An 18,700-nucleotide genomic window follows, 5' to 3' on the forward strand; every position below is an offset into this window, starting at 1 on the left:
GCCCCGGCAGCTTGGCGCAGCCGACGGGGCGGGTCAAACCTTCAGGTCCCTAGGCAGCATGGAGGCCGATGACGTCTTGACCCGCAGCCCCGGGCGGAGGCAAATGCCGCCATGCAGATCTTCAAGGTATTTCGCGCGGCCGAATGGGCCCAGATGCAGCAGGACGGCCGCACCCTCGGGGCGCCCATCGATCTGGCCGACGGCTACATCCACTTCTCGACGGCCCAGCAGCTGTCGGTGACATTGTCCAAGCATTTTGCGAATGAGGACGGGCTGATCCTGCTGTCATGCGATCCGGACGCCCTGGCGCCCGATCTACGGTGGGAGCCGTCGCGCGGCGGGGCGCTGTTCCCGCATCTGTACCGGGCATTGACGCTGGCGGATGTGCAATGGTCGCGACCCATTGGCCTGACCGACGCGGGTCACGACACGGGGATCGCGCCATGAGCGTGGTCGAAAAGCTGGGACTTGCCGCGCTGCACCGCATTAACCCCGAACGGGCGCACGACCTATCGATCGCGGCGCTGGCACGCGGTGTGGTGCCGCTGCACGGGCGAGCCGTGACATCCGACAGGTTGCAGGTGTCTCTGGCGGGAATGACGTTGCCCAACCCGATTGGCCTTGCTGCGGGATACGACAAGAACGCGCGCGTCATTGCCCCTCTGATGCGGTCCGGCTTCGGCTTTCTGGAGGTCGGGGCCGCCACCCCGCGCCCACAACCGGGCAATCCCAAACCGCGCCTGTTCCGACTGACGGAACAACAAGCCATCATCAACCGGTTCGGCTTCAACAACGAAGGTGCGGACGTGATCGGCCGGCGCCTGGCGGCACGTCCCACGGGCGTGCCGGTCGGATTGAACCTGGGCGCCAACAAGGACAGCACGGACCGGGCCGAGGATTTTGCCCAGGTCCTGCGCGTCGCGGGACAATCAGCGGATTTCGTGACCGTCAACGTCTCGTCGCCGAACACGGAACGACTGCGCGACCTGCAGGGGGCAGAGGCACTGTCTGCCCTGCTGGAGCGAGTGCTGACAGCACGGGACGGACTGGCGAGGCGAGTGCCGGTGTTCGTCAAGATCGCCCCGGATCTGACCGACACTGAAATCGCGCAGGTCGCCTCGGTCGCCATGAATGCCAAGCTGGACGGCATCATCGCCACGAACACGACGCTGTCGCGTGACGGCATCACCGGACCGCATGCCGGACAGGCAGGCGGGCTTTCCGGCCGACCCCTGTTCGCCCGGTCTACCCGCGTCCTTGCCCTGCTGTATCGCGAAACGAAAGGCGCTGTGCCGCTTGTCGGCGTCGGCGGTATCACCAGCGTGGACGATGTGTGGGAGAAGCTGCGGGCCGGCGCCACGGCGGTGCAGATCTATTCGGCCATGATCTATCAGGGACTGTCGATTGCGCCCCGCCTGGCAGAGGCGCTGGATGACCGGCTGGCCCGCCAGCGCATCACCCTCGACGAGCTGAGAGGCAGTGCCAGCGCCGACTGACCTTAGCCGTAGTCGTCGGCGCCCAGCAACTGGTTCATGCTGTGCGACGGTTCAGGGCAACCTGCGTCGCCAATGACGCGGGCGGGGACGCCCGCGACGGTCTTACAGGACGGAACCTCGTGCAGCACGACCGACCCGGCCGCAATCCGCGAATGGTGCCCGACGCGGATGTTACCCAGAACCTTGGCGCCCGCGCCGATCAGCACGCCGTCGCCGATCTTGGGATGACGGTCGCCATCCTCCTTGCCGGTCCCTCCAAGCGTCACAGAATGCAGCATCGACACGTCGTTGCCGACGGTCGCCGTCTCACCGATGACGATGGAATGGGCGTGATCCATCATGATGCCCGTGCCGATGCGCGCTGCGGGATGGATGTCCACCCCAAAGCATTCCGAACACCGCATCTGGACGAAGTACGACAGATCCTTGCGATCCTGCTGCCACAGCCAATGCGCCATCCGATAGGCCTGAAGCGCCTGGAACCCCTTGAAGAACAGCAGCGGCTGGATCAGCCGATGCGTCGCCGGATCGCGGTCATAGACCGCCATCAAGTCGGCCCGCGCGGCGTCTCCCAGTTCGGGGGCATTGGCATAGGCGTGATCGGCGATCTCGCGCAGGATCTGTTCGCTCATCTCTCCCGATGCCAGCTTCAGCGAAAGACGATAGGCCAGTGCTGCCTCAAGGCTCTTGTGATGCAAAAGCCCCGCATGGATCAGCGCGCCCAACAGCGGCTCGGCAGCGGCTGCCGCCCGCCCCTCGTCGCGCAGCTGCGCCCAGATCGCATCACGGTCCAGGGACAGCGGTGTCTTTTCGGTGTGCAGCATGTTCATCTTGGGCCCGCCCGGTCTGTCAGACCTCCTACATAGGACAGAATGCGGTCCGGGAAAAGACGGGCGGGCCCGGTCGATCAGTTCGGCAGCCGCATTTCCAGCCAATGCACCGCCAGAGAGATGCGCCCGCCCGTGAACGTGCCGCCCTCGGCCGTGACGATCAGCGGATCGGCCTGGTAATAGGCCATGGGCGAACCAAGCATCCCCCTTGCCCATGAATCCTGCTGCTTGCCAAGGCCCTGACCGAAGCGGTTCAACGCCCCCGCCGTACCAAGACGCCAGCCGGTCAGCGAACCGGTCAGAGTGGCCGTGACCCGTCCGACAGCTCCGATCACCAGCGCACCCGCCGGGATGAAGACCCCGGTCACCGTGCTGCTGCCCGTGCCCAGAATGACCTCGCCCTCGGCCATCCCGGTGACCAGGCCCGACCCGCGGCTTCCCATGCTCATCGCGCCGACGATCCAGGCAGTGCCGTCATGGATGGCCTCCACCCCCCTGTCGGCGACGAAACAGCGCATGCCGCGGGACGGCGGCAGAAAGACCCACCCGCCGTTCGATCCCACGGCGATGCGCCCCGTCTGCCCCACCCATGCCCCCGTGGGCGCCGCGGGAACGCCCCAGCACTGGCCATCCAGAACCGTTGCCGGGGGCGTCTGCGTCGACACGCTCTGCAATACAAGGTTCACCATGCCGTCCAGCCGCATCAGCGCCTCGTTGACGGTGACGTGCTTCTGGGCCTGCGCCGGCTGCAACAGGGCCATCTGAAGGCGCGCGGTTTCACTGGGCATTGAAGTCTCTCCTTGCAAAGGGGCCGCGCCCGAAGGTCTGCGACAATTGAGCCACCTCGATCGTGACCTGTCCGGGCTGCAACTGGTCGCGGACCGCCGCGGGGATGGTCCATGACGGGGTCTGCGTCTGCGTCTCGGCGACGATTTGCCCCGCCTGGATCAGGCGCAACAGATAGCGTTCCGATTCCTCGCCAAGCGGAACGTCGGCGCCGTCCCAGCCATCACCGTCGATCCGGCTACGCCTGATCCAGGTGATGTCGTTGCCCTGCTTGCGCAGGTGGCAGGGCGCATAGGGCCGCAGCCCGATCCCCGGCGCGACCGTCGTACGGCTGCGGTAGCTGGCATCGTCCGGCGCCCGCAGGGCCGGACCCACCCGCCAGAACCGCTCCTGGCCGCGAGTGGAGGGTGGCAGGTCGACCTGGCGGGGGCCGCCATCCAGCAGCACGACCAGACTGCCAGCGGGCCAGACATCCGGCATGATCGCATCCGTGCCGGCCTGCCCACGCAGGCGGCGGCTGATCTGCCAGGTGTCCGGGGCCACCAGCTCTGCGTTTGCGAACTGGATGATCTCCCATCGGGTCAGGCTGCCGTCCCCGATCGCCATCGCGTTCGCACCCGACAGCAACGCGCGTTCATTCACGGACCGCAACGGATCGCGAAGCATCCGCAGCTGCAGCGGTTCGCCCCGGTCGATCAGACCCGGGCTTGCACGCCCCAATGGCGTCAGCGTCCGACCGATCAGGGCGCGGCGTTGCAGCATCAGGTTCAGGTCGAACCCGCCCTCGGCCTCGGCGGAGCCATAGAGCGCGACCGATCCCGGCCAGGGATGGGCCGCGGCGGCCATCCACGGGGCATGCGGAACCTCGTCCCCCCGCAGCAGGGGCAGGTCCATGAACACCGGGAACACGGGCATCGGCGGCAGATAGCGGCCGATACCGCCCTGATCCTGATGCGCAAGACGCGGCGTGTAGAGGCCGGGATCGACCCTGACGGCATCGACCGTGACGGCGCCCGCCCGCTCGACCCGGTCGATCCGCCAGCGGCGGCTCTCCTGCCCCGGCATATGCGTCACGACAACGTCGCCAGGGCCAAGATCCGCACGTGATGGCGGCAGCGCGAACCGTGCGGTATCGCGCGCCACCTCGGCCTCGGCGATCCAGCGGTCGGTGATGGCGCGCCCTTCCGGGCGGGTCAGCACCATGGCCAGTTCGCTTTCGGACACGGCGCGACGGTCGATATCCGTCAGGCTGGCCTCGGCCGTCGCGACCGCATAGTCGCCCCCTGCCGCGACATGGCTCAGGCGTAGCTGACCGATGTTCGCGGATTCCATCTGACGGACGGTCTCGAACCCGGTCACGTCGCCGGTGATGGCCAGGTCATCAGGTCCGATCTGCGCGCGTGCCAGTCCGTCACGCGAGACGAACTTCAGCACGCCGTCGCGCTCTACCGCGTCAAACCCATGTGCCAGCATCAGGGGCTGCAATGCCGCCCGCCCGGATTCGGAACCCTGCAGGGCATAGCCCCGCACCACGCCTGATATTCTCGACACATCAACGGCCGTCACACCCGCACCCTTGCAGATGTCCGTGACCACCGCGCGCAGCGTGACGGCGCCCGCACGCCCGTTCAGCCAGTGTCCGCGATCCCACGCAGGACCGTCCGACCACAGATCACCACGCCCCGGAAAGGCCGGATAGGGCCGCGCGTCCCAACACCAGACGTGCGCGCGGTCCACGTCCAGCATCCGCATGCCATCGGCATTGACCGGGTTGTTGGCCGGGTCGCGCCAATGCGCCATCGTCGCCTCGACATAGGCGGCCTGAATCGCATCGTTCCGTGTACCGTTGGAGAAATGCGGCAGCATGCTCTCGGACGACATCGCGTCCAGGAACTTGTTCGGCTGGTTCGTCGCCTTGTCTAGGGCGGCGCAGCCGAACTCGGTGAACCAGATCGGCTTCGACCCGGGCACCCATGCGGTCGCTTCTCTCTGCCGCACACCACCGGGGCGGTTGTAGTGCAGGTTCTGCCACCAGCCCGTCAGGTCCTTGTAACGCCAGACCCAGGCCTCGTCATAGGCACCGTCGGTGATGGGCGTGCGGTTCTGCGCCAGACGGTCGGCGTCGCTGGCATAGAACCAATCGTACCCCTCTCCTCCTGCGACATTGGCGCGCAGATAGTCGATATTGTCGATCCGACCCCAGGACGCATCCAGATGGTCGTCGCCATCGCGCCAGTCGGACAGCGGCATATAGTTGTCGATGCCGATGAAATCGATGTTCGGATCAGCCCACAGCGGGTCCAGATGAAAGAACAGCTCTCCGTTTCCGGGGTGATGGCCGAAATATTCCGACCAGTCGCTGGCATAGCCGATCTTGACGTTCGGCCCAAGGATGCCGCGGACGTCCGCAGCCAGGCGGCGCAGGGCCGCCACGGCGGGATAGGTGTTTCCCGGACCGCGAATCTGGGTCATCGCGACCATCTCGGACCCGATCAGAAAGGCATCGATGCCGCCCGCCGCCGCGCAGACATGGGCATAGTGCAGAATGAACCGCCGGTACGACCATTCGGCCGGACCGGAATAGGTGACGGTCTCACCGATGCGCGCGAAATCGGTCGGAGCAGCCGATCCGAAGAACGCGGCCACCTGATCGACGGCGGCCGACGTGCCGTCGGTGGTGCCGGTCCGGCCGGGGGCGACGCTGGTCGTGATGCGGCCGCGCCAGGGCATGGCAGGCTGCTCGGTCGCGCCGTAAGGGTCGGTCAATCCGTTGCCGCCCAGTTGCTCCATCAGGATGAACGGATAGAAGATCGCCCTGCGCCCCGACGCCGACAGCGCCCTGAGCCCCTCGATCACCGAGCGGTCCGACGGCGTGCCGCCATAGATCGGTCGTCCATCCTTGCGCGCGACCTCGGCCGCGTCCGCACGGCCGATGCCACCCGCGCGCCACGGCATTTCTGCCCCGTCGACCTGACGGTATTCGACCTTGGGCTGCACGCGGCACTGACCGATGCGCAGATCGCTGCCGAACCAGGACACGATCAACGACACCGAACCCACATTCGGCAGTTCGCGCCCCAGGACATCCAGCGATGCGCGAAAGTCGGTCCCGCCCATCGGCGTGTTCGTGTTGAAGCTGCGGCTTTCGCCCAGGTCACCACTTTCGGTCACAGGCGTCGTGGCCAGAGAATACTCCCCCGTGCCGGGGATCAGGGCGACGGCCCGGACGTCGCCCGACAGGCCGCTGCCGTCACGCGCCGGGCATGTTACCTCAAAGCTCAGCTGCGGCATGCGGTTGCCCCACCGCTCCAGGCTCAGGTTCTCCAAAACGACATAGGCTGTCCCGCGATAGGCAGGGGCCGCGTCGCCTTCGATGGCGGCGATCACGGGGTCCGGCATCTGCGCCTCGCCACCACGATAGATCCGCATGTTCAGATCCGCCTGTGCAATCTCCTCGCCATCGGCCCAGACCCGGCCCACCGACAGGATCGGACCTTCGGCCAACGCCAATGCGACAGACAGGCGATAGCTGATCTGGGTCACCTGGGTACTGGGTGCGCCCTTGCCACCACCCGCACTTTCGGACCGCGTGACCTCTGCAAGGTCGGATGCCCAGATGACATGCCCGGGCAGGCGCATCTGTCCCCAGATCCGGGGGATGGCCATGCCCTCTCCGGCTGTCTGGATGCGAAGGCGGTCGATCCGGCCCGTCTCGACGGCCTTCGCCCCACCGCCCAGCAGCCGCTGATCGATGGCACGACCCAGGACGGCTCCTGCAGCACGGCCCAGAACGGCACCCGACAGTCCAAGGACCGCCCCCCCGAAACCTCCGCCAAGCGACGCACCCACGGCAGACAGGACAATCGTGGCCATAAGGGCCTCCTTCGTTCGAATTGGTCAGGGAAAGCGGAACCGCGCCACGATCCTGGATTGCCACGGAGGGGTCAGTGGACTGTCGATGACACCGTGGCCGGTATAGGCATGCAGAAACCGCGGGGCATCACCCGCGGCCGACAGGATGCCCAGGTGCTTGGCGATGGCGCCCTGCCGCATCCGAAACAACAGCACCTGCCCTGGCTGCCAGTCCGCATCATCGACTGGACGCAGGTGCCGCATGGCCGCGGACAGCAGCACTTCGGTGCTGCCGCATTCGGCCCAATCGGCGGTATAGGCCGGGGGCGCCTCGGGCTCCGCCCCATACAGGTCGCGCCAAACGCCGCGGATCAGCCCAAGGCAATCGGCACCACTGCCCCGGACGCTGGCCTGATGGACATAAGGCGTGCCCAGCCACAGCCGGGCGGCATCGACGACCGGGCTATCCATTCCGGCGTCCTGCCTGAGGCGCCATCACCCAATCCTCGGACGGCAGGTGAGGAAACCCGCGGAAGTTCAGATGATTGCGAAACTTCAGCCGGCACGTGTCTGCAGCCTTGTCGCATCCTGCCGTCAGTCGGATCTGGTCGCCGGTGGCGGGCAGGATGCCCAGACTGGACCACAGCTCGATAATCCTTTGGCCACCGGGGCGTGCGGTGTCGTTCTTGATCGCACCATGCAGACCTTGCGCCGCTCCGGACAGAACCTCCAGCCGACCATGATCGAACCACGCCGCGTCAAAGGCCGGAAATGCGGTGAACGTGAAGACGCGTCCCTCGTCCATAACCTGCACTTGGCGCAGCACGCTCAGGCTTTCCGCGCTCAGGTCGACCCTGCACGCCCCATCGCCAAGGCGCGCGCTGCACCGGGGATGATAGACGCGCCCCTGCGGCGCGTTCAGCGCCTCTGATAGGCCGCGAAGCTCGGCGCGGAAGGCCCCGTTCGCACGCGAGACCTCGCCCAAAGACCCGCGAAACACCAGTTTGCGAAGGGCGACATCGCTCCAGTCGACCTCCCACATGCGCAGTTCCGCCTGGTCCCACCGACCGGCCATCAGATCGCGCTCGGTGATCGCATCATCGTTGAGCGCGCCGACCGCCTCGGAGTTGTCGACCGAAAGGCCGGTTCCCTGAACCAGCGCCCGCGCGGTCAGTCCGCGGTCAGGGCGAAAGGTCACCCCGCCAAAGACCAGCCGCTGGTCATGATCCGTAAAGCCAAGCGTCAGACCATCCGCTCGGCTCACCGACCAAGCGCGTGCAACTGTCGTCGTCGTCATACCCGAACCTCCACGACCGGAATGTCGGGAACCTGCCCGGCCTGGAATGACGCGACGGACACTGCGATCCGGTCCGTGTCGAAGCGCACCGGAACGTCGAATTCGAACCCGGCAGAGATGTCCGCGCCTGCCTCCGGGGCCTCGTCAAAGATGATGCGCCCGGCAACATGGTCCACGGCATAGTTGATGCCCACGAACACCTCGGCACCCCCGATCCCGGCGCGCACGGAACCCTGGACCGGCTTGGTCACGGGCCGACGATAGACCGTCGCCCCGGATCGATAGGCCTTCGACAACGGAAAGACTCGCGTTTGCCCGTCCCCGACCGCGATCATTTGATCGCCGAATGCCGGGGCCGCTGACGGCAGACAACTCTTGTAGTCGGACCAATCCTTCCACCGAAACCCGTGCAGCTGCCCCGCACGCGCCTCGAAAAAGGCGATGACCTCCGACAGGTCGTCCAACGACCTCAGGCCCATGCCCGCGTCAAAGCGGCGAAGCGCATGCGTCCAGGGGGTGTTGCGCTCCTCGAACCCGCTGGCCAGCGCCACGATCTCGGTGTGCCGCTCGGGACCGCCGATGGCGCCAAAGGACAGGTTCGTCGGAAATCTTACGTCATGAAACGCCATCTTTTGCCTCCTCTCAGCTGTTTCGCTCGCCGCGGGCCAGCACGCGCGACATCTGCGCCGCAATCTGCGACTGGCTGCGCTGGAACCCCGCCACGTCGGGGGTCTGGATGTTGAACGTCACGTTCACCGATCCCCCTCCCCCGGATGCGGCGACGCCCAGCTTGCCGTCGGGACCGCGCCGAAGCGGCATGATCGCCTCGGGCCCGGCCTCGCCCATCAGCCCCTGACCGCCGCGCATCGGAAATGCCGTGGGTCCGGAGACGACATCTCCGGCCATGGTGCGGCCGTTGGCGAATGCCCCGCCCTTGGCAAAGGGCATCACCCCGCCCAGCATCCCGCCGATGCCGCCCGCGATCGACCCTGCCAAAGCGTTCTCGACGGGCTTCATGGCGATGCTATAGACGGTATCTGCCAGCGACTGTCCGATGGATTTCAACGCGTCCGACAGCTTGCCGCCGTCCAGGACCAGGCCGTCGATGGCGCGGCCCAAGCCACGCTCAAGCCCCGAGGACAGGGTACCGACCTCGCGCGTGGTGAACATCATAGCCTGGCGCAGCCGACCCAGTTCCGCCTGGAACTCCTGCGTCATGCGGGAATTGCGGCCCAGGTCGTCGTCCAGTTGGTCCAGCGCAGTGCCGGTCCCGTCACGTGTGGTCATCTTGATGATCCCCCGTCGTTTCAGCCAAGACCACGCCCGCCGGTGCGGGCGCGTCGGGATATCGGGCTGCCAGATCGGCCAGCCGGTCACGGGTCATGCGGGGTGTCGTCGGACCCATGCCCAGCATCAGGCCCAACTCGGCAGGGGTCAGTACCCAGAACTGATCGGGATGCAGACGCAGCCCTTGCAGGCCCGCCCGCATCAGGCCCGCCCAGTCCAACCCCCCGGCGCGCCCGGTCATGCAGGCGCCCGAAACGCCAGGGCCAGCAGGCGGGCGGCAACGCGGGCGGCCTCCAGCGGACCCCCGTCGATCTGCACCGCCGTCAGATCACCCGCCTGCCCCGTCCAGCCGCCGCCGCGCAGCCCGGCCACCAGCACGGCCAGGATCTCGCGGCTGGAAAAACGCCCGGCGTCAAGACGAGCGACCAGCCCGGTCAACCCGTCCGCCTCAAGCTGCGCCTCCAGTTCGGCCAGGGCGCCGAGGGTCAGGCGCGCGACATGCGGCCGACCATCCAGCATCAGCGACACCTCGCCTCGCATCGGGTTGGCCATCACAGCGCCACGAAGGTCAGCGCCCCTGCCGAAGCCAGCGACATCTCATAGGTCGCCTCTCCGTCGTGGCTGCCCGCGTACTCCAGGCCGGTGATCTGGAACCGGCCCTCCACGGTGCCGAAATCAGGGATGATGACCTGGAACAACGGGATTTCGCTGTCAAAGAACGCCTGGCGGGCGCGCCCGTCGGTGGCCGCGTCGCGGAACACGCCGGAACCGGCGATCGACGCGCTGCGCACGCCGGCACCGCCCAACAGCTCGCGCCAGCCACCGGCGCTGTCCATGCTGGTCACGTCGACGGTGTCGGCATTGAAGGACAGGCGCGTCGCACGCAGGCCCGCCACGGTCTCGAACGTGCCGTTGCCCGACATATCCATCTTGATCAGCAGATCACGTCCGCTTTGCACTGCCATTGTCCCATCTCCTCAGTTCAGATCGATGCGCGCGCGAAAGGTCAGGTCGACCTGACGAGCCGCGCCGCTTTTCACCCGCCGCGCGGTTGCGCGCAGGAACCACAAACCCGCCAGCTGTCCGCGCGACAGCACCAGTCCGCCCGCCTCCAGCGCATCGGCCACGGCGACCGCTGCGGCCTTGACCGCGCCGAAGCCCGCCCCACTGTCGCTGCCCGCCATGACCGAGATCACGAAATCATGCCGCGATCCGCGTGCCGTGGAATCGCTGGCGTCACGCACTTCCTCGGGACCAAGCGAGACATAGATCCCGCTCGGCGCCGTCACCGGCATCGCGTCGAAGATCGCATCGCCCACCAGATCCGCCAGCGCCTCGTTCGTGCGCAACTGCTGATAGACGGCCGCCTGCAAGGCGACCCCTGCCCCATAGCTCATGTCAGATCCTCCTCGCGCGCAAAGCAGTCCAGATACCGACCGGACGGATCGCTCTCCGCGACCGCCTCGATCTGAAACAACCGTGTTCCCTGGCGCAGCCGCTGCCCGGGCCGCGGGCGTCGCGCATCACCCACAGGCGCGGCGCGCAGCGTGATGCGCCATTGGACCACGCTGATCATTCCCGCGCCGGTCCCCTGTTCGCGACCCGACCGCGCCTCCATCTGCGCCCACAGCCAGCCCAGTTGACGCCACCGCGTCTCATAGCCGCCCAGGCCGTCCGCGATCCGGTCGGATGTCTCCAGCGCCAGCCGCGTCGACAGGTTCAGGGCGGCCATCAGCGCCACTCCCGGCTGCCGCGCCCGGCCAGGGTGCGGACCGCGCGCCATCGCTCGATCAGCGCGCTGACACCGAAAGGCAGTGCATGACGCAAACCATCCTGGCTGCGATCGTCGTAATACCGCGCGGCCAACAGGATGACCGCCTGCGCCAGATCCGCCGGAACCTGGGACCAGGCATCCCCGAAGCCCGCCAGAAACGTGATCGTCACCGTCCCCCGCCGTGGAATCGACGGCAGCACGACCCCGGTCGGCAGGATCACGGGGCGCTGTCCGTCCGGGACCAGCCGCCACCCCTCGGGGGGCAGTTGGGTCAGCGTGCCGTTCCCGTCGTCGATCTCGATGCGCTCGACCGAATGCACGGGCGCCAGCGGCAGCGACTGGCCAAGCCGGTCGCGCCAATCGTCCAGCTGCATGCGGAACCGCCGCTTCAGCAGCACCTTCCCGGTGCGCCCCTCGATCGTGGCGATCGCTGCACGCAGAAAGCCCGCCAGTGCCGCCGTCTCGGCGGCGTCGTCGGGCCCTTCGAAACCTTGGGCCAGACGCAAATGCGCGCGCAGGGCGGCCACCGGCAGCGCCTCCGCCGCGGGCGCCGTTTCCTCTATCAGCATCATGTTGCGAACCTCCCGTCGTGCCGTCCGCATGTTCCACCAAAGGCGGGGCCCCCGAACGGGGCCCCGGCTGTCTTGCAGGCAAAAGGGAAGCGGGGCGCGCCGCACGCCGGCCATCAGCGCGCGCGGACAGTTGCTAAACCGGAATGCCCGGCACCAGGCGCGCCCCTCCCTCATCCGATCCCCCGGGGGATCAGATGAAGCGCAGCAGCCTGACGGCGCGGAAATCGGTGATCCCGCCGCCGACACGCTTGGTGGCATAGAACAGCACGTGCGGCTTGGCGCTGAACGGGTCGCGCAGCACGCGCAGGTCGGGACGCTCGACGATCGTATAGGCCGCGCGGAAATCACCGAACGCGATCGAGAACGAGCTCGTCGTCATGTCGGGCATGTCCTCGCTGATCATCACCGGATAGCCCAGCAGCTGGGGCACCTGGCCCACGCTCAGCGCATCGGTCCAAAGGAAGCGGCCGTCGGCATCCTTCATCTTGCGCACCCGCGCCGCCGTCTTCGAGTTCATCAGGAACGAGGCGTTCGAGCGATACTCCGCGCCCAGAGAGTAGATCAGGTCGATCAGGCAATCCATCGGCGCGGCGGCCGGGAAATCGCCAGCCGCGGTGGTGGCGACGAAGCCGATCTGGGCCGTGGTCGCGGTCGCGGCAGGCGCGGTCGGATAGCTCAGCAGGCCGCGCGGCTTGTCAACGCCGTCGCCGCGCAGAAAGGCGTTGGCTTCGGACCGAGCGAACTTCTCGGCGATGCGCTCGGCCAGCCAGCCCTCGACATCAAAGGCCGCATCGTCCAGCAGGCGCTGGCTGGCACGCGGCATCGCGGACAGCTCGTGCACCGGGATGGCGATGCGGTCCAGGGCCGAGTTCGCGGTCTCGACCGTGGCGGCCTCGGTGGCCCAACCGGCGCCCATGTCGCCACGCTCGACCAGCGCCTCATAGACGCTGCCCTCGATGGTCACCACGTTGGCCAGACGGCGCAGCGACGAGGTCGAATGCAGCGTGTTCTGCACGGTCTCGGCAACCTTGGGTGCGGCCAGAAAACCGCCGTCGCTGGCCACCGACAGCGCCTTCTCCTCGATGGCCAGACCGCGCAGGCCGTCATCGTCGCCGCTGCGCAGATAGGCGTTGAACGCCTTCTGGTGGGGCACCTCGACCTCTGCGGTGGCGGACAGGGGCGCGCGGCCCCGCAGGGCGGTCTTGCGGTCGATCATGGTCATACGCTGTTCCTGTGCGTTGAGCTTGGATTGAATATCTTCACGAAAGCCTTTGAGTTCGCTAACGAACCCCATCATGGCCCCCTTCAGGTCGGCGGGCATGTCGCCGCCGCCCGCGGCCTTCACCTCGGTCATGGTCTTCTCCTCGTCACGGTGATCGGGGCCGCGCCCCTGTCGTCGGACCTCCCGCACGGGACTGGTCCGAACCTGGTTGACGGACCGGGATGCGCCCGGTCCGAAATCTCATGCGCCGCGCAGGGCCTGTGCCGCCTGCACGAACAGCGCCGCGACGTCGCGCAGCTCGTCGCTGTCCTTGCGATCCACCTTGGCCTCGGCCAGCATCGGGAAGGTCACCAGCGACACCTCCCACAGCTCGACCTCGGCCAGCACGCGCCGCCCGGCCTTGTCGCGTTCGGCCCGCAGGGTGCGATAGCCGATGGACAGCCCGTCGATCGCACCCGCCTGGATCAGCGCCGCCGCCTCGCGGGCCTGCGCCACGTCGGGCAACAGGCGGCCCTTGACCCATAGGCCCTTGCCGTCCTCTTGGACCTCGTCCCAGACCCCGATGGGTCGGGTCGGGTCGTGCTGCCACAGCATGCGCACCTTGTCGCCGCGCGCCGCGATCCGCGCCAGCGACGCGGCAAACGCGCCGGGCAGCACCGCATCGCCGCCCTGATCGGTCAAACCGAACAGGCTGGCATAGCCTTCGATCACCTGACCGTCGGTTAGCACGGGCGGACCGCCCGCGAACTTCATCTCCAGACCCGGAACCATCCCTCAGCCTCCTTTCGGCGCATAATCTAGAATACCCTGGACGGCCTGCGTCAGGATCACAGCGACCACGCCGTAGACCGTCATCCACAGCCGCCGCTCCAGCCCTTCGATCATCGCCTCGATCCGCTCCAGGCGCTTCTCGACCTGGCCGAACTGCAGCGCCATGATCCGTTCCTGCGCCTCAAGACGCGTGTCGTGCCACAGCCCGTCCTTGACGAAACGCGACCCTTCCATGCCTCACGCCCCGTCCAGGGGCGGCAGGCCCAGCAGGGCGCGCTTTTCCGCATCCGTCAGGAAGCTCGCACCGCTGATGCGGGCCCATTGCTGGTTGCGCTCCTCGGCCAGGGCAGGGATCTGATCCAGATCGGGGCGCAGCTCGATCTCGGCACCCAGATGCTCGGACAGCCACCAGGCGACCGCCGCCGACACCCGTGTCGCCAGCGGCAGCACCGTCAGGCGGAAGAACGCCCGGTGCGCCTCGGCATAGTTCGCATAGGTCGCGTCCCCTGGAATCCCCAGCAGCATGGGCGGCACGCCAAAAGCCAACGCGATCTCGCGCGCCGCCGACAGCTTGGTCTCGTGGAACTCCATGTCGGACGGGCTGAAACCCATCGGACGCCAGTCCAGCCCGCCTTCCAGCAGCATCGGACGGCCCGCATTGCGCGCGCCCTGATGGTTCATCTCGATCTCGCCCACCAGGCGGTCGTACTGCTCGGGGCTCAGCACCCCCTGCCCGTCGATCCCCTTGTAGATGATCGCTCCACTGGGCCGCGCCGCATTGTCCAGCAGCGCCTTGGACCAGGCACTGGCGCTGTTGTGCACGTCCAGCGCGACGGCAGCCGCCTGCATCGGCGACAGACCGTAATGGTCGTCCTGCGGGTGGAACGCCTTGACGTGGCAGATCGGATCGGGGCTGCCGGTCATGTCGAACCGGTGCTTGCGCCCGCCCACCGCATATTCATAGGCCACGGGCCATCCATCCGCACCGGGCACCACGCTCATGCGGTCGGAGCGCAGCACGTGCAGCTCCTCCGGGATGCCCGTGGCGTCCGCGCCCACAGCCTCCAGATAGCCGTTGCCCGACAGCAGGATCTGCCCGAACAGCGCCTCGAACAGCTCGGCCCGACCCTGGCCCGGATTGGGCCTGCGCAGCAGATCCAAAACCGGATGCACCTCATAGCGATGGTCGCGATCCGCGCAGATCATCGGCACGGCCGCCGCGGCCTCGGCGATCAGGCGCACGCTGCGAAAGCCCACCGGGTTCCCCATGAACCCGCCGCGCGTCAGCGTGCCCGTATCCCTGGCCGACCAGACAGGGCGCCCGGACCCGCTGGCGAATGCCACGACCCGGCCCGTCGCACTGGCCTTCCTCTCTGGCGGGGGGGATGATTTCTCCTCCCGCGAAAACAATCGAAACGCCATGCTCGCCTCCATGCCTCAGCCATGCGAAAGGGCCGCCCCCTGCGGGACGGCCCTTCGTCGGTCCGACCTCTCGGACCCGGTTACAATCGCCGCATCTGCGGCCTGCGCCAGCCTGCGGCGGGCTCGATCATCAGCTCATGGACCGCCCAGACCAGGGCATCCAGCCGGTCGGGACTGCCCCGCCCCTCGAACCCGCGCACCGTCATCTGGCACATCTGATCCTCCAAGGCGCCAAGGGCGCCCTTCAGATGCTTGACGCGCCCCTGCTCGTACAGCGCGGCGACGGGCTCTGCTCGCAACCCCTTGCCCCGCGACGCCCGCAGCGCCTTGAACGGGACCAGCGGGTCGATCTGGCGCACAACGCTCTCGACCAGATCGCCGCCCTGGTTCACCTCGGCCACCAGCTTCTCGGCACCGTAGCGGTCCATCGCGGCAATCGCGGCGCGGGCCCAATCTGTGGGCCCGCCCCGGACGCTGGCATCCTCCAGCACATAAGCGCGCCAATCCTTTGGCTCGCCCTGCGTAACGACGCCCGCGACCACGATCCCGCATTCGTCGCTGGCCCGCCCGCCGGTAACCGACGGGTCGACCGCGACGACGATCCGGTCCAGCTTGGGCGCCTCGGCCACCCGCGCGTCTTCCAGCATCGCGGTCGTCCACAGCGCCCCCTCGACATCGTCCAGCAGCAAGCCGTCCAGCTCCTGGCGCCCCAACCGCGTCCCGCCATAGCGGCTCTCGACCTCCGCCAGAAAACTCTCCGCCAGATAGGCGCGGTTCGCATCTGTCGGCGCATGGGTCACCACAGTGCTGGCATTGCCCAGGATGCGCTTCAGCACGCCCACATTGCGCGGCGTGGTGGTGACGACCTGCTGGGGATGCTCGCCAAGCCGCAGCGCGAACTGCAGCATGTCCCAGACATCCTCGGCCTTCTTCCACTTGGCCAGCTCATCGACCCAGGCCGCGTCGAACTGGGGCCCGCGCAAAGCCTCCGGCTCATGCGCGGAATAGACCGTGGCGGTCGCCCCGTTCGCCCAGACCAGCCGCTTGCGGCCCGCCTCCCAGACCGGACGCCGGTCGGGGGGCGAACAGGCCAGGATGCCGCTCTCGCCGAACACCATCACCTCGCGCACCTGGTCGAAGGTCTCGCCGACCAGGGCCACGCGATGGCATTTCCCGGGTGCAGCAGCCGTGGGCCCCTCGACCAGGCTGCGCACCCATTCCGACCCGGCGCGGGTCTTGCCCGCGCCGCGCCCGCCCATGATCACCCAGGACTTCCAGTCGCCCTCGGGGGGCAACTGATGGGGCAGCGCCCAGAACTCGAACAGCCAGGGCAGGCTCATCAGCGCGTTCTGCGACAGCCCGCCCAGAAATTCCTCAACCTCCTCCGGCCCGGCGGAGGCAAGCCAGGCGGCGCCCGATCTCGTCTCGTGCGGCGCCGAGGTCAAGGCTGCCCCCTCCGACGCCGCCCGCGATGTCTTTGCGAAGTTTGTCAACCTTGATCCTTTCCGCCATCAGCAGCTGGACGGCCTCGCGGACCGTCTTCGCCGTCTCCATGGCCTTTTTCAGCTTGGCCGGGTCAAGCTCCCCGGACTTGAGCGCTTCAAGCTCGGCCTGGTGCCCCCGCAGGTCCTTGACGTAATCCCAGAACAGCCAGCGCAGGACGTCGATCTCGTCCTCGCCCTCGGCGATCTCGGGCATCGCGAACCCGGCCTTCTCAGGCTGGGTTCCGGTCACGAAAGGTCCGTCGGTTTTCCCGGCCCCGCCCCATTCCATATCGTTCATGCACTCTGCCCCGCCTCGTGTTCCTGTCCGCACGAGCCAAGAGACGAAAAAAGCGGCCCAAGGGTTTCCCCCGGCCGCTTGCCCACCTCTTCCAGCATGTAAAAGTTCTACCTTAGGGCGTTCGCCAAGTCAATGGATAAACCCATACGTGCATAATATGGCGCATAAACCTTGCGATTACAATGCGATACACTATGCAACACGCCCCTGAATCAGCTTCGCGCGGCCTCGACGAACGCGCGGATCAGCGCAACATCCTTGACGCCCGGTGCACGTTCCACGCCCGAACTGACGTCCACTACAGGCGCCCCCGTCAGGCGCACGGCCTCGGCGACGTTGTCGGGTGTCAGTCCCCCGGCCAGCATCCAGGGGCGCAACCAATGCCGCCCAACCAGCAGCCGCCAATCAAAGGCCAGCCCGTTCCCGCCCGGCAGATCGGCCCCCGCCGGCGGCTTGGCATCCACCAGCAGCATGTCCGCCGCCACGCCGTAATCCATCAGCTGCGGCAGGTCCGCCGGACCCGACAGACCGACCGCCTTCATCACAGGCAGCCCCGTCAACGCCTTGACCTCGGCCACCCGCGCGGTGCTCTCATGGCCGTGCAGCTGGATCACGTCCAGCGCCGTTTGGTCCAGTACCTCTCGCAGCAAATCGTCCGACGGGTCGACGAACAGTCCCACGCGGGCGACCCCAACGGGAACCTCCGCCGTCAGCGCTGCGGCTTGGGTCGCGGTCACTGCACGCGGCGACTTGGGAAAGAACACGAACCCCAGAAAGCGCGCACCGGCATCGACGGCCGCCGCGACATGGCGTTCCTCGGACAGCCCGCAGATCTTGACCTCGGCCACGCTTCAGCGAACCGCAGGCAGGGCCGCGCCTTTGGCGGGGGCAGGCTCGTCCAAGATCGCCAGCACCTCGTCGCGCGGGGCGGCGTGGCGGTCGCGCAGATGCCCGACCTCGCTCTCAAGACGCACGACCTCGGCATTGCGCTGACGCGCCTCGCGGCGGAAATGCGCCTCGCGCAGCCACTCCCAGACCAGACCGGCCAGCATGCCCAAGGCAAAGGCCACGAAGATCACCAGGAACATCGGCACCGTCAGCGACCACGTGCCGCCCAAGTACTGTCCGAAATTGGCCGGGAACGCCGAAAGGGTGACCATGTCACGGTTGGCCAAGGCGACCGCCACCAGCACAAGCGCCAGTGCTGCGACAAAGATCAGACGGATGAAGCGCATTGAATTTCCTCGATATCGCAGACGGGCGGGATGCCCGGTAAACAGGGGCCTCAGGCGTCGCCGTTCAGGCGGTCGCGCAGCAGCTTGCCGGTCTTGAAGAACGGAACGTGCTTTTCGTCAACCTCGACCGATTCACCGGTGCGCGGGTTGCGCCCCGTCCGGGAATCGCGCTTCTTGACAGAGAAGGCGCCGAAGCCGCGCAACTCGACCCGGTCGCCCCGCGCCATCGCGTCGATGACCTCCTCGAAGATCGTGTTCACGATCCTCTCGACGTCGCGGCGGAACAGGTGGGGGTTTTCATCTGAGATCTTCTGGATCAGTTCGGACCGGATCATATGTTCCCCCAATTGGACGGGTCTTCCTGCCGTCAAAGT

The 18,700-nt window shown here is 67.4% G+C and carries 24 protein-coding genes; 2 read left to right on the forward strand and 22 right to left on the reverse strand.

Features of this window, described 5'->3' with window-relative positions; genetic code table 11:
- The first annotated feature begins 111 nt into the window (after nucleotides 1-111).
- Together SY26_RS04055 and SY26_RS04060 are read left to right on the forward strand one after the other, a co-directional pair.
- On the forward strand, nucleotides 112-447 hold the full coding sequence (locus SY26_RS04055) for a DUF952 domain-containing protein (protein ID WP_045999340.1): 336 nt from the start codon (nucleotides 112-114) through the stop codon (nucleotides 445-447).
- A complete protein-coding gene (locus SY26_RS04060) occupies nucleotides 444-1,496 on the forward strand; it encodes a quinone-dependent dihydroorotate dehydrogenase (protein ID WP_045999341.1) in 1,053 nt (350 codons plus the stop codon). Before SY26_RS04055 ends, SY26_RS04060 begins: the two co-directional genes overlap by 4 nt.
- A 2-nt stretch (nucleotides 1,497-1,498) precedes the next feature.
- Here SY26_RS04060 and cysE read toward each other — a convergent pair whose 3' ends face one another.
- From cysE to ihfB, 22 genes are all read right to left on the reverse strand, one after another.
- Nucleotides 1,499-2,326 carry a serine O-acetyltransferase gene (gene cysE / locus SY26_RS04065; protein WP_045999342.1) on the reverse strand — a complete coding sequence of 276 codons (828 nt, stop codon included), beginning with the start codon at nucleotides 2,324-2,326 and terminating at the stop codon, nucleotides 1,499-1,501.
- A 77-nt stretch (nucleotides 2,327-2,403) separates the two neighbouring features.
- A complete protein-coding gene (locus SY26_RS04070; protein ID WP_045999343.1) occupies nucleotides 2,404-3,114 on the reverse strand; it encodes a DUF2793 domain-containing protein in 711 nt (236 codons plus the stop codon).
- Entirely contained in the window at nucleotides 3,104-6,985 is a 3,882-nt protein-coding gene (locus SY26_RS04075) for a glycoside hydrolase/phage tail family protein (RefSeq protein ID WP_045999344.1), read from the reverse strand. Before SY26_RS04075 ends, SY26_RS04070 begins: the two co-directional genes overlap by 11 nt.
- Before the next feature lie 24 nt (nucleotides 6,986-7,009).
- Nucleotides 7,010-7,435, reverse strand: coding sequence for an NlpC/P60 family protein (locus SY26_RS04080; RefSeq protein ID WP_045999345.1), 426 nt, complete (start codon nucleotides 7,433-7,435; stop codon nucleotides 7,010-7,012).
- The gene (locus tag SY26_RS04085; protein WP_045999346.1) at nucleotides 7,428-8,261 is read right to left on the reverse strand and encodes a DUF2163 domain-containing protein; all 834 of its coding nucleotides are present in this window, start codon (nucleotides 8,259-8,261) and stop codon (nucleotides 7,428-7,430) included. Before SY26_RS04085 ends, SY26_RS04080 begins: the two co-directional genes overlap by 8 nt.
- Nucleotides 8,258-8,890 (reverse strand): DUF2460 domain-containing protein, encoded by a 633-nt coding sequence (locus SY26_RS04090; RefSeq protein WP_045999347.1) that lies wholly within the window; start codon nucleotides 8,888-8,890, stop codon nucleotides 8,258-8,260. The genes SY26_RS04085 and SY26_RS04090 overlap by 4 nt, the downstream gene beginning before the upstream one ends.
- Nucleotides 8,891-8,903: 13 nt before the next feature.
- Nucleotides 8,904-9,548 carry a phage tail tape measure protein gene (locus tag SY26_RS04095; RefSeq protein ID WP_045999348.1) on the reverse strand — a complete coding sequence of 215 codons (645 nt, stop codon included), beginning with the start codon at nucleotides 9,546-9,548 and terminating at the stop codon, nucleotides 8,904-8,906.
- On the reverse strand, nucleotides 9,535-9,789 hold the full coding sequence (locus SY26_RS04100; protein ID WP_045999349.1) for a rcc01693 family protein: 255 nt from the start codon (nucleotides 9,787-9,789) through the stop codon (nucleotides 9,535-9,537). The genes SY26_RS04095 and SY26_RS04100 overlap by 14 nt, the downstream gene beginning before the upstream one ends.
- Nucleotides 9,786-10,100, reverse strand: coding sequence for a gene transfer agent family protein (locus tag SY26_RS04105; RefSeq protein ID WP_045999350.1), 315 nt, complete (start codon nucleotides 10,098-10,100; stop codon nucleotides 9,786-9,788). The genes SY26_RS04100 and SY26_RS04105 overlap by 4 nt, the downstream gene beginning before the upstream one ends.
- Nucleotides 10,100-10,513, reverse strand: a complete 414-nt coding sequence (locus tag SY26_RS04110) for a phage major tail protein, TP901-1 family (protein ID WP_045999351.1) — start codon at nucleotides 10,511-10,513, stop codon at nucleotides 10,100-10,102. Before SY26_RS04110 ends, SY26_RS04105 begins: the two co-directional genes overlap by 1 nt.
- Nucleotides 10,514-10,525: 12 nt before the next feature.
- Entirely contained in the window at nucleotides 10,526-10,945 is a 420-nt protein-coding gene (locus SY26_RS04115; RefSeq protein WP_045999352.1) for a DUF3168 domain-containing protein, read from the reverse strand.
- On the reverse strand, nucleotides 10,942-11,280 hold the full coding sequence (locus SY26_RS04120; RefSeq protein WP_045999663.1) for a head-tail adaptor protein: 339 nt from the start codon (nucleotides 11,278-11,280) through the stop codon (nucleotides 10,942-10,944). Before SY26_RS04120 ends, SY26_RS04115 begins: the two co-directional genes overlap by 4 nt.
- Nucleotides 11,280-11,894, reverse strand: a complete 615-nt coding sequence (locus SY26_RS04125; RefSeq protein ID WP_045999353.1) for a hypothetical protein — start codon at nucleotides 11,892-11,894, stop codon at nucleotides 11,280-11,282. Before SY26_RS04125 ends, SY26_RS04120 begins: the two co-directional genes overlap by 1 nt.
- 190 nt (nucleotides 11,895-12,084) lie before the next feature.
- Nucleotides 12,085-13,248 (reverse strand): phage major capsid protein, encoded by a 1,164-nt coding sequence (locus tag SY26_RS04130; RefSeq protein ID WP_045999354.1) that lies wholly within the window; start codon nucleotides 13,246-13,248, stop codon nucleotides 12,085-12,087.
- 108 nt (nucleotides 13,249-13,356) lie between these two features.
- On the reverse strand, nucleotides 13,357-13,887 hold the full coding sequence (locus SY26_RS04135) for an HK97 family phage prohead protease (RefSeq protein ID WP_045999355.1): 531 nt from the start codon (nucleotides 13,885-13,887) through the stop codon (nucleotides 13,357-13,359).
- Between the two features lie 3 nt (nucleotides 13,888-13,890).
- Nucleotides 13,891-14,121: a hypothetical protein gene (locus tag SY26_RS04140; protein ID WP_045999356.1), complete on the reverse strand. Its 231-nt coding sequence runs from the start codon at nucleotides 14,119-14,121 to the stop codon at nucleotides 13,891-13,893.
- Between the two features lie 3 nt (nucleotides 14,122-14,124).
- On the reverse strand, nucleotides 14,125-15,309 hold the full coding sequence (locus SY26_RS04145; protein WP_045999664.1) for a phage portal protein: 1,185 nt from the start codon (nucleotides 15,307-15,309) through the stop codon (nucleotides 14,125-14,127).
- Between the two features lie 80 nt (nucleotides 15,310-15,389).
- The gene (locus tag SY26_RS04150) at nucleotides 15,390-16,649 is read right to left on the reverse strand and encodes a DNA-packaging protein (protein WP_045999665.1); all 1,260 of its coding nucleotides are present in this window, start codon (nucleotides 16,647-16,649) and stop codon (nucleotides 15,390-15,392) included.
- Between the two features lie 34 nt (nucleotides 16,650-16,683).
- A complete protein-coding gene (locus SY26_RS04155) occupies nucleotides 16,684-17,091 on the reverse strand; it encodes a hypothetical protein (RefSeq protein ID WP_045999357.1) in 408 nt (135 codons plus the stop codon).
- A gap of 212 nt (nucleotides 17,092-17,303) precedes the next feature.
- Nucleotides 17,304-17,939, reverse strand: a complete 636-nt coding sequence (locus SY26_RS20955) for a phosphoribosylanthranilate isomerase (RefSeq protein ID WP_045999358.1) — start codon at nucleotides 17,937-17,939, stop codon at nucleotides 17,304-17,306.
- 3 nt (nucleotides 17,940-17,942) lie between these two features.
- Nucleotides 17,943-18,326, reverse strand: coding sequence for a LapA family protein (locus tag SY26_RS20960; RefSeq protein ID WP_045999359.1), 384 nt, complete (start codon nucleotides 18,324-18,326; stop codon nucleotides 17,943-17,945).
- Between the two features lie 50 nt (nucleotides 18,327-18,376).
- The gene (ihfB, locus tag SY26_RS04170; protein WP_045999360.1) at nucleotides 18,377-18,661 is read right to left on the reverse strand and encodes an integration host factor subunit beta; all 285 of its coding nucleotides are present in this window, start codon (nucleotides 18,659-18,661) and stop codon (nucleotides 18,377-18,379) included.
- Nucleotides 18,662-18,700: the final 39 nt, after the last annotated feature.

Origin of the sequence: Paracoccus sp. 228, from assembly GCF_000967825.1 — a bacterium.
Classification (GTDB): Bacteria; Pseudomonadota; Alphaproteobacteria; order Rhodobacterales; family Rhodobacteraceae; genus Paracoccus; species Paracoccus marcusii.